We start from the raw sequence: 15,448 nt of genomic DNA, 5'->3' as shown, positions 1-15,448 counted from the left end.
ACCAAAAAATAAAAAAAATTTAATTTTTTCTCAAAAAAGTGCAGACAAAATGCCTCTTTGCTACGTCTATATAGGTAAGAGGTGATGAATCGATGAAAATATGGTGGAAACGCGCAGGAATGTTATTCACTTTACTAGTTATTATATATTTGGGAGTAAAACCGGACATGCTGGTTGGTAAGCCAGGCATTAAAGCCGAGTCGGCTGTTTTGATGGATATGAATTCGGAACAGGTGCTGATGGATTACAATGGCTCCGAAGAGATTGCTCCTGCAGGTATCAGCAAGCTAATGACCGAGCTACTTGTAATGGAGGCTGCAATGAGAGGAGATATTCGTTGGGATGATCCTGTTAATGTTAGTCGTTACGCCAGCTCTGTTGGCGGGAATCAGCTTGCACTCAAACAGGGGGATCGATTCACTGTTCAGGAGTTATTCCAAGTGGTGGCAGTATATTCTGCCAATGATGCTACCGTTGCTTTGGCGGAACATATCAGCGGTTCAGAACATCAATTTGTACAGCGGATGAATCAAAAGGCTGCTGAGATTGGTCTGTCAGGGGATACTCACTTCACCAACTCTACAGGTCTAAGCGAGACTATGCTTGGTCCTTATCGTCCACATAATATCCAGGGTCAAACGTTAATGACTGCGATGGATGCCTGCAAGCTTGCCCAATATTTGCTTAACCATCACCCCGAGATTCTTAAAGTTTCCAATCAAATGCAAGTCTCGTTGCACCAAAAGGGGATCTATATGAGCAATACAAACTGGATGTTATCTTCAATCGGGGGTCCATATGCTTATGAAGGTAATGATGGATTAAAGACTGGATATGACAAGGATACGGGGTATCATTTCGTTGGGACGGCTGAGCGAGATGGCAAACGGCTAATATCGGTTGTATTTGGATCAGATACGAGGGAAGGGCGGTTCGTTGAGACGCGCAAGCTGTTGAATTACGGATTTTCGAACACAAAAGTAAACTAAACATACCACCCGTGTCAAGGAGAGTTGCCGCTGTTCCGAAATGGATAATCATAGTAAAATAGGATACGTATAGTTCCACATTATCCTGTAATTCACTTATAAGGGGGAAAACATTTGAACTCGATTAGCAAAAAAGTGTATGCACTCACGCTGTCCATGGCCATGTCGATTGCCTTGATTCAGCCTGCCGTACAGGCGGCCGAAGCAGTCAAACCTACGGCGGCTGTCTCGGAATCTATCGTTTCCAAGGCAACACAGACACTGCAACAACTGGGATACATAGATGGCACCACAGATGGAATGAAAGAAACGGCAACACCTATTACACGTGCTGAAGCTGCGATTATTCTGCAGCGTGTGCTTGAACTGGATGCTCCGGCAACCCTTACAGGTTTTGCAGACGTTCTGTCCGATCATGCAGCAGCACCAGCCATTTATGCGCTGAAACAAGGTGATCTCATTCAAGGTAATACCAAAGGGTATGCGCCAGATGCTCCGCTCACACGTGCCCAGATGGCTTCGTTGTTCACACGAGCTTTCGAATTGAAGGATAACGGGATACAGGTGATCTACAGTGATGCTGACCAAATCCCGGCTGTACATGCGAATGATGCTGTCCGAGTTAAACAACATTTCATTATCGAAGGTAATGCATTTCATGCAAAACAAGCAGTAACGCATGGGGAATTTGCTAGTGCACTGTACCTTGCCCTAGGGCTTGATGTGAAGAAAGCAGGGGTCACACCGCTTGAGGACTTCTTCAAACAGCCTGCTCAGGCAGGTTTTCAAATGTCCCCTGATGGCAAACATCTGGCTTACATGGAGCCGTGGAACAATCGGATGAACATCGTGGTTACGGCAAATGGTCAAGATAAGCCTGTACGTATTACAAGTGAAACAGATCGCAGTATTGCTAGTTTTGCATGGGCAACGAATGACAAGCTGTTGTATGCAAAGGATGCGGCTGGAGATGAGAACTACCACCTGTATATTACAGATATCGATGGAAAAAATAGCAAAGATCTGACGCCTTATCCAAATACAAGAGCGATGCTTGTCGATCCTTTGGAGAATATTCCAGATGAAATTTTGGTAAGCATGAACAAGCGTGATGCGAGAGTTTTTGACGTATACCGTATCAATATCAAGACAGGGGAGGCAGTTATTGCTGCCGAGAATCCGGGTAACATTACAGGCTGGATGACAGACCATGAAGGAAAAATTCGTGTAGCCATATCCAGTGATGGCAATGTATCTTCCTTATTGTATCGTGATGCGGAGAATCAGCCGTTCCAGCCACTGCTCACAACAGATCTGGGAGATACGTTTGTTCCTGTCATGTTCACAAGCGACAACAAAAACCTGTACGCAGTATCCAATCTGGAGCAAGACAAGATGGCTGTCGTGGAATATAGCCTGTCAACAAAGAAGGTAACCAGAACTCTTTTTGAAAACAAAGATGTGGATGTCAGCAATGTTATTCCTTCCAAAGAAAAAGGCAAGATCCTTGCAGCAGTCTATGAGACAGACAAGGTCAATTATGAGTATTTTGACAACGAGTTCAAGACACTCATGCAGGATATCAAAGCCAAGGTGCCTGGCAAAGAGGTTGGTATTATAAGCACAAGTGATGATGGGCAGGCACTCTTTATATCATACAGTGACAAATCGATGGGCACATATTATTTCTATAATTCCAAAACAGGCAAGCTCGATAAGCTGGCGGATACGGCTCCATGGATTGATGAGACCAAAATGGCAGATATGAAACCAATTACGTTCAAGTCTCGGGATGGCCTGGACCTTCATGGATATCTGACACTGCCACAAGGTGCGACGGCATCGAATCTTCCTTTGGTTGTTCTTCCGCATGGTGGACCTTGGGCCCGGGATTCATGGGGATATATTCCGGATGTCCAGTTCTTGGCAAGCCGCGGATATGCAGTCCTGCAAGTGAACTTCCGTGGATCAACAGGTTATGGTAAGAAGTTTCTAGAGGCAGGCAATAAGCAGTGGGGTAAAGCCATGCAGGATGATCTCACCGACGGTGTGAACTGGCTGGTAAAAGAAGGTACAGTTGATCCGAAGCGAGTCGCAATTTATGGTGGATCATATGGGGGTTATGCGGCTCTCGCTGGCCTGGCCTTCACCCCGGACGTATACGCTGCTGGTGTTAGCTATGTAGGCCCATCCAACATCTTTACACTGCTTAACTCGCTACCGCCATATTGGGAATCAGGGCGCAATCTATTTTATGAACGTGTAGGTGATCCTGTGAAGGATAAAGAGTTGCTTACCGCAATCTCACCGCTCTTCCATGTTGATCAGATGAAAGCACCACTATTTGTTGTTCAGGGTGCCAATGATCCGCGTGTCAAACAGGCTGAGTCCGATCAGATTGTCGAAGCACTGCGTAAACGTGGAGTAGACGTGCCATATATGTTGAAAATGAATGAAGGGCACGGCTTCGCCAATGTAGAGAATCAACTGGATCTCTATCGTGCGATAGAGAAATTCCTAAACCGTCATCTGATGCAGTAAAAAAATAAGAGCTAAGGTTGTTCTCTCATTCCGATAAGGATCAGAGAACAACCTCTTTTTTTAAAATCGTGAGACTGAAGAATACATCATTGAAATGGAATGCAAGTGTTACATAAATTGGGTCTAATCGATATTCATCAATTGACATATAGACTCGCTTTATTTTAAAATGACCAGTGAGTCATTCTTATTCATTCAGGTTTATATAGATGGTATTAAGAGTTGTACGAGAGTGTACAGAATCAGATGAAGGAGGAATCCGGGATGCAAAAAGAAATGAAATGGCCATTGATTCTCTTTGCCGTGGGTGTATTTATGGCCGCGCTGGATAACGGAATAATTACATCGTCGCTGACCACATTAAATGCCTCGTTTGGTGTTTCGCCAACATGGGGTGCTTGGACGATTACGCTATACACGCTTGGGCTTGCAATCAGTGTACCCATTGCGGGTAAGCTGTCAGATCGATTTGGACGTAAAAAACTGTTTCTCATTGAGGTTGCTTTATTCGGAATCGGATCGCTCCTTGTTGCGTTAAGCACTTCGTTTACCTTTTTCTTGATCGCCCGGGTCATTCAGGCGCTTGGTGGAGGCGGGATATTTATCATCGCAAGTTCTTATGTGCTTAGCAAGTTTCCTGCTCAGCGGCAGGGTACAGCTCTGGGGCTACTGGGAGGCATGAACGGCATTGCAGCTATTCTTGGCCCTAACATCGGAGCATTGATCCTTGATATTACAGGCAACTGGCACTGGTTGTTTCTCATCAACGTACCGATTGCAATCCTGCTGTTCATTGCCGGAATCCGTTATATCCAGGAAGAACAGGAGCTCAGCCGGGCAGCTGTCGATTGGAGCGGCATAGCGGTCTTAACAATAGGCGTACTGAGTCTGATGTACAGCTTCAGTAATCTCGACGGTGTGAACATGCTTCAAAGCTTGGCTTCGCCAATGTTTTATAGCTTCTTTCTAGTGGGTGTAGCTGTGCTGGTGATCTTTTATTTTATGGAAAAAAGGTTGGAGGGGTCCGACCGTGAACCGGTCGTTTCCACAAAACTGCTTGGCATAGCGTCCTTCCGCTGGACGTTGCTCATTGCCTTTTTCTCAGGAGCCATTTTGGCCTCTGTTATCTTTATTCCGGGTTTTGTAGAGCAATATCTAGGCGTATCCAGCACAGCTTCAGGCTACTGGTTTACACCGCTCGCACTGGCTTCAGGGATTGGAGCAGGAGGAGGAGGATACCTCGTTGACCGGAAAGGACCAATCTGGACATTGTCGGTAGCTGGCTTGCTCTCTGCGATTGGCTTCCTATTATTCCCGTTGTGGGTAGAGCATATCTGGCAGTTTGTTATTGCGAGTACCCTTGTCGGTATTGGTTTTGGCATGATGCTGGGTGCGCCAGTCAACGTTCTTGTAACCGAACAGGCAGGTGAGAACAATAGAGGTATTGCAGTAGCAACCAGCTCTTTGTTCCGTCAAATGGCGATGGCGATTGCACCGACGATCTTCGCCGGATTCCTGGCACGTTCTTTTTCTAACCTGGGCTCGAACATCCAGTCAGGTCTGGCGGATCGAGGAATTGAAGTACCACCAGCCGCGCTGGAGCAATATGCTTCTGGTGGAACATCAGGAAATGATGTCTCCAGTCTCATGGCGGGGTTGTCCAAGATTCCAGATGCCAATATACGGGAGACGTTGCTTCAGGCTGTACATCAAACGACAGGTCAGGGGTACAATGGACTTTTCTGGTCAGCAGTTATTTTTAGCGTGTTAACCTTGATCGTGGCTCTAGTAACGGGACGTCTTCGTCAAAAAGAGAAACAGAAGCAGCAACCGGAGGGATCGTTGGGATCCACATAATATGTAGAGAGTAAAATGAAAAGATACGGAGGAACAGTGAACCTTTTGTAACCGAAAAAGGGGGCGCTGTTCTTTTCAATTTAACCCGATTGTAACTTTTCATGATGCAGGAATGATTACAATAGAACGAGCATAAGCGGTACTCCGGCCCAAAGAGAAATAAAAGTTTGGAGAACGGCGTGTCATCAGACGTTGCTCACGTTTAATGGGTAGTAATGAATTTCAATTTCGAGAGTGAAGAAGGAATCGACGGATGAAAAGCAGAACTAAAGAAAAGAAGAAAAAAAGTCGCAAAGGCCTCTATATAACACTTATCTCCCTAGTCGTTCTGATCATTGGCGGTTATGTTTTCCGTCAGCAGCTCGCTGTGGCCGCTTTTGACCTGTTTCTGGCGGATACAGTAGAAGCGCAGCTAACGCAATCTTACGTGCCGCAGGAAGGTAATAAAACGCCTGATCCAACGGTATATCGTAAAGAACCATTTTCTGTGTTGCTCCTGGGCTCCGATAAACGAGACTACGAGAAGTCACGCGGACGTTCGGATGCAGTCATCTATGCTGTGGTACGTCCGAAGGAATCTCGGGTGCTTCTGGTATCTATTCCGCGTGACACGTATGTGCAGATCGTAGGAAGAGATGCGGACAAGGACGGGACGGATGATTATGACAAAATCGCGCATGCTTACGCCTTCGGCGGGGAGAATATGTCCATCAATACGGTGGAAAAGTTTCTTGATGCAGACGTAGGTTATTACGCAACGATTAACTTTCAGGGGATCAAAAAGGTGGTTGACGCCCTCGGAGGCATATCACTGCCAATTGATAAGGATATCGTGAACAAAGATCCAAACCATGAAAAGTTCACGGTAAAAGGCGGCAAACCGATCTATGACGGACAGGAAGCACTCTATTACGTGAGATATCGGGAAGACAGTGACTTTAACCGTACGAATCGGCAGCAAATTTTCCTGAATGCTTTTGCAGACAAAATGTTAAATCTGAATCAGATCGCGAAGATCCCTGAGTTATTCCAGATCATGGGGGATAATTTTCAGACCGACATGCAGCCGAACTTTATCATTGATCTGGCGAAACAAGTTCTGACACAGGAAAAACCACAGGTTTCCAGCTTTACGATTTTGAGCGAAGGTATGCGTAAAAACGGCATTTATTATGGGCGTGCCGATGAGAAAGATGTTCAATATGCTAAAGAGCTGATTAAAAACTGGATGGATCAATCGACCCCAGCCGGTGAAGTCATGATTCCTGACCGGCAGAAGATTGAATAGTTAACTCCATACAGATGGTTTGTCTTACACAACAATCAGCAGTACGTTTAAGCGGGCTGCTGTTTTTTTCTTTGTGTGAGGCTTTTCATCGTGTAAGAACTTCATCCTTTTGGAACATCCTTCGTTCTATAACGTATAATATAAGTTGAGCGATCTAGTTGAACGAGAAATAGACAAGGAGGATATATGAGGGTATGAACATCGCGTTTTTTTTGCTACCCAAACAAGAGGTTACATGTGTCACGTCAGACTCTACACTGCGGCAAACGCTGGAACGGATGGAATATCATCGGTTTACAGCAGTGCCTATTTTGAATAAGGAAGGCAAATATATTGGTACGGTTACGGAAGGCGATCTGTTGTGGTATATGAAAAATGCCGAGGGGAAGATATCATTTGAAAACGCTTCAAAATTTCTTCTCAAGGACGTTCCGTTGAGACTTGATATCAAGCCGGTATCCATTGATGCCAATATGGAGGATTTAATTAATCTAGCCAAGGTGCAGAACTTTGTCCCGGTCGTGGATGATATGGAACGTTTTATCGGCATTGTGAGACGCAGTCAGATCATTGAATACTGTGAAGGAATTGTGGCCAAGGAGTCCATGAAAGCTAAATAGTTGATTACTTTTCAGAAATGGCGGGCTTGCAGGGATAATCAAAGCGATTATTACGAATATATATGATAAGACAAACGGGGCTCGGCATCGCACCTGTCATGGAGTTTCGGAGAATTTCTCCGCTTTTGGGGGTAATTTTGCAGGCCCCTTTTTTATGCTATAATCGAGAATAAAGCTTTTTCGGGGGAGAGTGACTTTCGCCAAATGCCTAAAGAACTGGATGTAGCCAAGCGTGCTAAAGTGATTGAATGGCTGAAAACCGAAGTACTTGATCAAGTATCCCGATTATTCAAAGCATTGTGGGAAGGCAGCACGATTCGAATCGGAGATAGTCTTGCCAGTTTAATGATGAGCAGTTACATATTGGGCCGTCGGCTCGGTATTCCATTTAAGGATCTCGATGCTCTGCTTGTAGAGAAATTAAAAAAGCATAAACAGGAAGGTCACCAGCTGGAAGACTGGTACCAGGATATTTCCGCGCTAGAAGATCATATGCGTAAGAGGTGAATTTGTTGAAATTTAGCTTTAAATCAGCTGTCTGGAGTGCAGTGCTTTTACTTTTGCTGCTTTCGCTACTAACTCCTTTATCGGTGCTCTCTATATTTTTTATGATGATTCCGGGAGTTATTTTGTATGCCTCACTATCTGTAAAATCCTTTATTTTGCATCTAGTGCCGGTTGCTATTATTTTGGTGATGGTCCATCCGATTTATCTGTTGTTCATGGTGATCTTGATTTTGCCAGCCATCGCTATGGGTCACGCGTATAAGAAACAAAAATCGGCCTTGTTTGCTCTAATGACAGGTGCCGGAACGATGCTGGCGGAATATTTGTTGTTACTGTTGGTGGGCAGTCTCATTTTCCAATTTGATCTGTCCAGTTATATCAGAGATGTGGTGCAATTAACGATTGAGCCACTCACGAATTCTTCGAATCAGATGATCAATGGTTTCGTTTGGACACCTGAAATGACTGAAGATATCGCGAAACAAACACAGTTAATGATTCCTTTTGCCCTGGTCGTTACGTCGATGGTCATGGCATTCATTACACATATCATTGCTCGTCCGATTCTGAGTGTTATGGGCTTGAACGTATCCAAACTTCCACCTGCAAGAGAATGGCGTATGCCACGTGCATTGATCTGGTATTACTTCCTCGCGTTGATTATTGAGGTAGTATCCAGACAAAACGACGGATCATATTGGAAGATGATTGCGATGAACTTGTCACCATTAATTAATCTTGGTTTCATGATTCAAGCCATCGGTTTCTTCTTTTTCCTCTCATATACAAGAAAATGGAATCCGATTATCCCATTTTTATTGGGAGCGGCAGTGTTTTTCATTGGTCCACTTCGCATTGTCGGAATTATTGATCTGGCGTTCCCGATCCGTGAGGCAATATCGAAATCAAAACGATAGGGTGATGAGTCATGCCTAAATTTCTAAAGAAACGCTGGCACGGCTATTATACCGTATGGGCGTTCATACTGCTGTTGCTACTAGTGATGTTAGTTACTATCTATAACTGGACGCTTGGTTTGATTAGTCTGATACTGGCTTCGGCGCTGGGAATCGTCATGATCAAGGCGGAACTCGCATTCCGCCGCGAGCTTAATGACTATATTAATGGCCTTACCATTCGTATTAAACGTATGGAGGGTGAGGCGGTTAGCATGCTTCCCTTCGGAATTGTGCTGTATAGCGAGGATCGTACGATAGAGTGGCACAACCGCTTCGTTGCAGATATGTTCCATGAGAAGACGGTTGTCGGCAGCTCACTGCTTAACTTGTTCCCACATCTTCCCCAGCCGAAGGAGAAGAAGGATAAGGATGGATCGAAAGAACCTTCCCCCAAGGAATTCCATGATGAATTCCAACTGGATGATCGCTATTACGGTGTAATTCACAACCCGCAGGAGCGGTACGTATATGTGTACGAGATCACCGAGTTAGCTATATTGCGGGATAAATATGAGAACGAACGTATTGCGCTGGGCATTCTTGTTCTGGACAATCTGGATGAGGCTGCTCAAGGCATGGATGACCAACAACGTACAGCGCTGATCGCACGAGTTGCCAGTGAGATTACAGCCTGGGCAAAGCAATATGGCGTGTATCTCCGTCGTCTTTCGTCGGATCGTTACTTGATGATGCTGAATCATAAGTCTCTGCAGGAGCTTGAACAGAGCCGGTTTGTTATTCTGGATGAAGTTAGGGAGATGACAGCCGATCTGAAAGTACCGATGACGCTAAGCGTTGGCCTTGCATCGGGTTCAGACAGCATCAGCGAGATGGGAGAACTGGCACAATCCAGTCTGGATATGGCACTTGGACGAGGCGGGGATCAAGCGGCTGTGAAGTCGGGTCAGCGTTTATCGTTTTACGGTGGTAAGTCCAATGCAGTGGAGAAGCGCACACGCGTCAGAGCGCGGGTTATTGCTCACGCCTTGCGGGACTTGATGCAGGAAAGTGACCGTGTAATCGTTATGGGTCATAAAATGCCGGATATGGATGCCATCGGTGCATCCATTGGAGTATGGAAGGCAGCGAGTCTGTACAACGTTGAGGCTCGTATTGTGCTTGACGGTATGAATCCTTCTATTGAACGGCTGATGGAACAGGTCAACAAGGACGAGAAGTTGTCCAAAGCTTTGATATCACCGGAGCAAGCGACGCAGCTGATGACAGAGCACACACTGCTGGTTGTTGTGGATACCCACAAGGCTTCAATGACGATGGAACCTAAACTGGTGCAATCTGCAACGCGTGTGGTGGTAGTGGATCATCATCGCCGGGGTGAGGAATTTATTAATGATGCAGTACTGATCTATCTGGAACCGTACGCTTCGTCTGCCGCTGAGCTTGTTACGGAGCTTCTGCAATATATTCACGAAAAGGTACAGTTTACTCCACTTGAAGCAACGGCCCTACTTGCCGGCATCACGCTGGATACGAAGCATTTTGCACTGCATACCGGCTCTAGAACGTTTGAAGCAGCGGGCTTCCTTCGTCGCAGTGGCGCAGATACCATTATGGTCCAGAAGCTGATGAAAGAGGATCTGTCAGAATATATTGCTAAGGCAGAAATCATAAAGCATGCTAAAATGGTATATGGGAACATCGCGCTGGCGGTCACTGGCCCTGGCAACAAGATCTCACAGATGATGATCGCCCAGGTGGCGGACACATTGCTGAACATGACCGACGTGGTCGCTTCATTTGTCATCAGTGAGCGAACAGATGGATTAATTGGCATCAGTGCAAGATCACTGGGTCGCATGAATGTTCAGGTCGTTATGGAACGATTAGGTGGCGGCGGTCACTTAACCAACGCTGCGGTGCAGCTTGAAGGAACGCTGGGAGAAGCGGAGAAACGGCTAATGAACGTCCTGGCTGAAATCGAAAAGGAAGAGGGGTTATTCGAATGAAAGTCATTTTTATAAAAGATATGAAGGGTCAAGGCAAGAAGGGGCAAGTGAAGGAAGTATCTGAGGGTTATGCACAGAATTTCCTGTTGCCACGGGGAATTGTTCGTCCAGCAACGGAGGGTAACATGAAGACTCTGGACAATCAGAAGGCAGCGGAAGAAAGACTTAAGCAGGAAGAGAAAGCGGAAGCTGAAGCACTTGCGAAAAAGCTGGAGGCAGAAGTAACGGAACTCAAGGCAAAAGCGGGTGAGGGCGGCCGTCTGTTCGGTGCCATTACGAGCAAACAGATCGCGGAAGCTTTGTCCAAAAAGGGCCTGAAAATAGATAAGCGCAAAATTGAGCTGGATGATCCGATCCGTACGCTCGGTGTAACGCAAGTGATCGTCAAGGTTCACCCTGAAGTGAAGGCAACCTTGAAGGTACAGGTAACGGAGGAGTAAGATGGGCGGCGAAATGTTATTCGACCGGGTCCCCCCGCAGAACCTAGAGGCCGAACAGGCTGTGCTGGGTGCAATTCTGTTGCAGGGCGAAGCTCTGATTACAGCGATGGAACGGGTGCAAACCGAGGATTTCTACGATAAGCCCCATCAATTGATATATGAAGCGATGATCCAGCTAGGTGAGGAAAATCAACCGATTGACCTTGTTACGCTGACTTCGCGTCTGAAGGATAAAGGTGAGCTGGAGGACATCGGTGGCGTTAGCTACCTTGCCAAGCTTGCTCACGGTGTGCCAACAGCGGCCAACGTGGATTATTATGCGCAGATTATCGAAGAGAAATCGATGCTTCGTCGTCTGATTCGCACAGCTACGCAGATTGTAAGTGAAGGCTACACAGGTGGAGAAGATGTTGCAGGTATGCTCGGGGAAGCGGAGCGCCGCATCTTGGAGATTTCCAACAGACGCTCCAGTAGTGGTTTTATCGCCATCCAGGATGTTCTCATGGAAGTGTTCGACAAGGTCGAAACCTTGCATCAGAACCGGGGAACGACAACCGGCATTCCTTCCGGCTTCATCGATTTGGACAAGATGACCGCTGGATTCCAGCGTAGTGACTTGATTATTGTAGCGGCGCGTCCATCTGTAGGTAAGACCGCCTTTGCTTTGAATATCGCTCAGAACGTAGGCATCAGGGCACAAGAAACGGTAGCCATCTTCAGTCTGGAGATGTCCGCGGCACAGCTCGTACAACGGATGATCTGCGCCGAGGCCAATCTGGATGCGGGAGTTCTTCGTACAGGGGAATTCAAAGGCGATGAAGACTGGCAGAAGCTGACCATGGGGATTGCTGCTCTCAACGAAGCCAACATCTACATCGACGATACGCCAGGGATTACGGTAGCTGATATTCGTGCGAAATGCCGTCGTCTGAAAAAAGAGAAGGGTCTCGGTATGATTCTGATCGACTACCTTCAATTGATTAGTGGACGTGGTAAAGCCGGGGAGAACCGTCAACAAGAGGTATCCGAGATTTCACGTACGCTGAAACAGATTGGCCGGGAACTGGAAGTTCCGGTTATCGCCTTGTCTCAGCTTAGCCGGGGTGTAGAGCAACGGCAGGATAAACGTCCGATGATGAGTGACTTGCGGGAATCCGGTTCGATCGAGCAAGATGCTGATATCGTAGCCTTCCTGTACCGGGATGACTACTACAACCAGGAAACCGAGAAGAAAAATATTATCGAGATCATTATTGCTAAACAGCGTAATGGTCCGGTAGGAACCGTAGAATTAGTCTTCTTGAAAAACTTTAATAAATTCGTCAATTACGAGAGGGCACATAATGATGCCTTCGCGATGTAGCGGATAGACTGCGATTACTCTAAGCAGGGGTGCACAGGCTATCCGGTACAACCTGTAATAGGTGAATAGCTCGGTTGTATATCAGGATGTATACCATATATAGCGTCAATCCATTGCAAATGTAAAAGTACCGGTGAGAATGCAGTCAAGGCAACAAGACTGGAATCACCGGTTTTTTACTGTGAAATTCGGTCATAATTCCGAACATTAAGCAAGTGGCATATATAATTGTTCGCCATTTCATTTGACTTTGAAAAAGGGGACTGGTACACTAATATTGCTGCGTTAAAGCAGCGCAAACCTTCCCTTGAATGTAACGGAAGGACATTTTTACTGTCCGTTAGCACGCTTCTCAGTCGGTTTATTGCGTAACATGCCTGCCGGGATAGAGGACGGACAGACCAATACAAAGGTGCGCAAGGCACCCACGGAGGTATGTTAACTATGTCAACGGTAGTTGTAGTGGGAACGCAATGGGGAGACGAAGGAAAAGGTAAAATTACGGATTATTTGGCGGAGAGCGCTGATGTGGTGGCTCGTTACCAAGGAGGTAACAATGCTGGCCATACGATCCTGATCGACAACAAAAAATATAAATTGACGATGATTCCATCGGGTATCTTTTACACAGACAAAGCTTGTGTGATTGGTAACGGTATGGTTATCAACCCGAAGGCACTTATCGAAGAAATTAATTATATTCATGACAACGGATTTACAACGAAAAACCTGTCCATCAGTGAGCGTGCGCATATCATCCTGCCTTATCATATGGTTCTGGATGCACTGGAGGAAGAGAGCAAAGGACCGAACAAAATCGGTACAACCGGCAAAGGCATCGGCCCTTGTTACATGGACAAATCTGCCCGGATCGGTATCCGCATGGTGGATCTGCTGGATGCAGAAGATTTTGAATTGAAGCTGCGTCATTTGGTAAAAGAAAAAAATCGTGTTATCGAGCAAGTATACAACGGTACTCCGGTTGATGTAGAAGAGATTCTGAAGGATTACCTCGGCTATGCAGAAATTCTTCGTCCTTATGTGAAGGATACATCGGTTGTGCTGAATGATTCCATTGATGAGAATAAAAAAGTACTGTTTGAAGGCGCACAAGGCGTGATGCTGGACCTTGACCAAGGTACGTATCCATATGTGACTTCTTCCAATCCGTCTGCAGGCGGCGTATGTATCGGTTCGGGTGTTGGTCCAGCACGCATTCAGCAAGTTATTGGCGTAGCGAAAGCATACACAACTCGTGTAGGTGACGGCCCATTCCCTACCGAATTGCATGATGAGATTGGCGACCAGATCCGTGAGACAGGTCATGAGTACGGAACCGTAACCGGGCGTCCGCGCCGTGTGGGCTGGTTTGACAGTGTGGTTGTTCGTCACGCTCGTCGTGTAAGCGGCATTACAGGGCTGTCCTTGAACTCATTGGACGTTATGACAGGTCTGGATACCGTAAAAATCTGCACAGGTTACAAATTCCGTGGTGAAGTAATCACTCACTACCCGGCGAGCCTCAAAATGCTGGCTGAATGTGAAGCCGTATACGAAGAAATGCCAGGTTGGAGTGAGGACATTACAGGAGCGAAGAAGCTGGAAGATCTGCCGGTGAACACACAGAACTACGTGAAGCGTGTATCTGAACTAACAGGTATTCCGATCGCGATCTTCTCTGTAGGTCGTAACCGTGAGCAGACAAATCAGGTTCTGCCAATCTACGTATAACATGATATATGAATGATAGATCTACCTCCAGTTGTTGCTACTCAGCGGCGACTGGAGGTTTTTTGTGTCTGTTTCGGATATAATCCCGAGATTTCCGTCAATACTGGCTAACAGGATATACGTTGAACGAATGAAATGTATATGGAGGGAGAGAAACAGAGATGAAGTTGCTGATGTGGTTTGTCAAAATGGTGCTTATCGTGTTGCTGGTCAGTTCACTGACGTTGCTTACGACAGGTTTAATCGTGCAATCGTATGCCAAGTCATTGCTAGCCAGTTTTAATATACAGTGGGAAGGTCAGCCCATGGGTCTGATGGGCATGTTCCAAGGGGCCTTGGGAGACAAGCAGTCTAGTGAGGGAGAAAAGTCAGAGGATCCGTCTACGGATCAGCGAGCGGGAACGAAAGAGGAAAAGGCTCCGGAGAATTCAATTTCGGTGATGGGCAACGGAACGACGAACTCCGGAACCTCCAGCAACGATGAAACGGGTGGAGCAGGAGCAAGCGGGGATTCTGGAAATGGAACAGTAGATGGCAACGGAACAGCGGCTGGACGTGACACGTCGAGTGGTCAAGAAGCGAACAGTAACCATGCAAAGGGCAATGATGCAATCGTTGTTACACCGGATGATATTACAGGCGCCAAAAACAAACTGCCGGCGGAGGAAAAAGAACGTATTTTCACTCTGCTGATGAACAAGTTACCCCAAAAGGAAATGCAACAGATCTCAGGAGCGATGGAGGGTGGACTGACCGAGCAGGAACTGCGAGAGATTGAACAGGTGATATCGAAGTATCTTACGAGTGAAGAATACGATGATTTGATGCAAGTACTGCAAGCGGAATAAAAAGGGTCGCGGTACCTTCTTAGCCCCGTATCCTCCAACTAATAACCAGTTAAACTGGGGAAATGTTACATTCATGTTGAAATCCATGATTCTTTCCCCATATAATTGCATGAAATAGTAGAGAACGTACCCAGGAGGAAGAGTATATGAGAATGAACCGTAAAGAACACGATATATAACAACAGAACCTCTCCTTAACACCGGCTCTCAGGCCAAGGAGTCGTGGCCCTCCGTTCATGCCTTTGTACCAAAGGTACGTTGTACCGATACCGGAGAAAAGCATGAAATGGACTATTGGAGGCCTAATAACTATGAAGACATCGAATAATGCAGGTTCT

At 46.3% G+C, this 15,448-nt stretch carries 12 protein-coding genes; all 12 read left to right on the top strand.

The genetic code is table 11. The features are described from left to right. The first annotated feature begins 92 nt into the window (after window positions 1-92). On the top strand, window positions 93-989 hold the full coding sequence (locus J2T16_RS16540; RefSeq protein WP_154960421.1) for a D-alanyl-D-alanine carboxypeptidase family protein: 897 nt from the start codon (window positions 93-95) through the stop codon (window positions 987-989). Window positions 990-1,103: 114 nt separating this feature from the next. Beyond that, window positions 1,104-3,530 carry a S9 family peptidase gene (locus tag J2T16_RS16535; protein ID WP_499018796.1) on the top strand — a complete coding sequence of 809 codons (2,427 nt, stop codon included), beginning with the start codon at window positions 1,104-1,106 and terminating at the stop codon, window positions 3,528-3,530. 246 nt (window positions 3,531-3,776) lie between these two features. Beyond that, window positions 3,777-5,387 carry an MFS transporter gene (locus tag J2T16_RS16530; RefSeq protein WP_441005018.1) on the top strand — a complete coding sequence of 537 codons (1,611 nt, stop codon included), beginning with the start codon at window positions 3,777-3,779 and terminating at the stop codon, window positions 5,385-5,387. A 253-nt stretch (window positions 5,388-5,640) separates the two neighbouring features. Further along, the gene (locus J2T16_RS16525) at window positions 5,641-6,675 is read left to right on the top strand and encodes an LCP family protein (RefSeq protein ID WP_090923577.1); all 1,035 of its coding nucleotides are present in this window, start codon (window positions 5,641-5,643) and stop codon (window positions 6,673-6,675) included. Window positions 6,676-6,869: 194 nt separating this feature from the next. Beyond that, window positions 6,870-7,295 (top strand): CBS domain-containing protein, encoded by a 426-nt coding sequence (locus tag J2T16_RS16520; RefSeq protein ID WP_090923576.1) that lies wholly within the window; start codon window positions 6,870-6,872, stop codon window positions 7,293-7,295. Between the two features lie 204 nt (window positions 7,296-7,499). Then, the gene (locus J2T16_RS16515; RefSeq protein WP_090923575.1) at window positions 7,500-7,802 is read left to right on the top strand and encodes a MazG-like family protein; all 303 of its coding nucleotides are present in this window, start codon (window positions 7,500-7,502) and stop codon (window positions 7,800-7,802) included. A gap of 5 nt (window positions 7,803-7,807) precedes the next feature. Next, the gene (locus tag J2T16_RS16510; protein ID WP_090923625.1) at window positions 7,808-8,719 is read left to right on the top strand and encodes a DUF2232 domain-containing protein; all 912 of its coding nucleotides are present in this window, start codon (window positions 7,808-7,810) and stop codon (window positions 8,717-8,719) included. Between the two features lie 11 nt (window positions 8,720-8,730). Continuing rightward, complete coding sequence (locus J2T16_RS16505) at window positions 8,731-10,728, top strand: DHH family phosphoesterase (protein ID WP_090923574.1); 1,998 nt, start codon at window positions 8,731-8,733, stop codon at window positions 10,726-10,728. Further along, window positions 10,725-11,168: a 50S ribosomal protein L9 gene (gene rplI, locus J2T16_RS16500; protein WP_090923573.1), complete on the top strand. Its 444-nt coding sequence runs from the start codon at window positions 10,725-10,727 to the stop codon at window positions 11,166-11,168. Before J2T16_RS16505 ends, rplI begins: the two co-directional genes overlap by 4 nt. Before the next feature lies 1 nt (window position 11,169). Then, window positions 11,170-12,531, top strand: a complete 1,362-nt coding sequence (gene dnaB, locus J2T16_RS16495; protein ID WP_090923572.1) for a replicative DNA helicase — start codon at window positions 11,170-11,172, stop codon at window positions 12,529-12,531. A gap of 444 nt (window positions 12,532-12,975) precedes the next feature. Then, window positions 12,976-14,262 (top strand): adenylosuccinate synthase, encoded by a 1,287-nt coding sequence (locus J2T16_RS16490; RefSeq protein WP_499018795.1) that lies wholly within the window; start codon window positions 12,976-12,978, stop codon window positions 14,260-14,262. Window positions 14,263-14,423: 161 nt separating this feature from the next. Then, window positions 14,424-15,110 (top strand): hypothetical protein, encoded by a 687-nt coding sequence (locus J2T16_RS16485; RefSeq protein WP_499018793.1) that lies wholly within the window; start codon window positions 14,424-14,426, stop codon window positions 15,108-15,110. The last annotated feature ends 338 nt before the right edge of the window (window positions 15,111-15,448 follow it).

Source organism: Paenibacillus intestini, from assembly GCF_030803945.1.
Lineage (GTDB): Bacteria > Bacillota > Bacilli > Paenibacillales > Paenibacillaceae > Paenibacillus > Paenibacillus polysaccharolyticus.
This window is presented reverse-complemented; position numbering and strand designations above follow the sequence as displayed.

Bases quoted from the DNA above. Each gene is read 5' to 3' on its own strand.
- J2T16_RS16540 (WP_154960421.1), top strand. From the start codon at position 93: ATGAAAATATGGTGGAAACGCGCAGGAATGTTATTCACTTTACTAGTT.
- J2T16_RS16530 (WP_441005018.1), top strand. From the start codon at position 3,777: ATGAAGGAGGAATCCGGGATGCAAAAAGAAATGAAATGGCCATTGATT.
- J2T16_RS16525 (WP_090923577.1), top strand. From the start codon at position 5,641: ATGAAAAGCAGAACTAAAGAAAAGAAGAAAAAAAGTCGCAAAGGCCTC.
- J2T16_RS16520 (WP_090923576.1), top strand. From the start codon at position 6,870: ATGAACATCGCGTTTTTTTTGCTACCCAAACAAGAGGTTACATGTGTC.
- J2T16_RS16515 (WP_090923575.1), top strand. From the start codon at position 7,500: ATGCCTAAAGAACTGGATGTAGCCAAGCGTGCTAAAGTGATTGAATGG.
- J2T16_RS16505 (WP_090923574.1), top strand. From the start codon at position 8,731: ATGCCTAAATTTCTAAAGAAACGCTGGCACGGCTATTATACCGTATGG.
- rplI (WP_090923573.1), top strand. From the start codon at position 10,725: ATGAAAGTCATTTTTATAAAAGATATGAAGGGTCAAGGCAAGAAGGGG.
- dnaB (WP_090923572.1), top strand. From the start codon at position 11,170: ATGGGCGGCGAAATGTTATTCGACCGGGTCCCCCCGCAGAACCTAGAG.
- J2T16_RS16490 (WP_499018795.1), top strand. From the start codon at position 12,976: ATGTCAACGGTAGTTGTAGTGGGAACGCAATGGGGAGACGAAGGAAAA.
- J2T16_RS16485 (WP_499018793.1), top strand. From the start codon at position 14,424: ATGAAGTTGCTGATGTGGTTTGTCAAAATGGTGCTTATCGTGTTGCTG.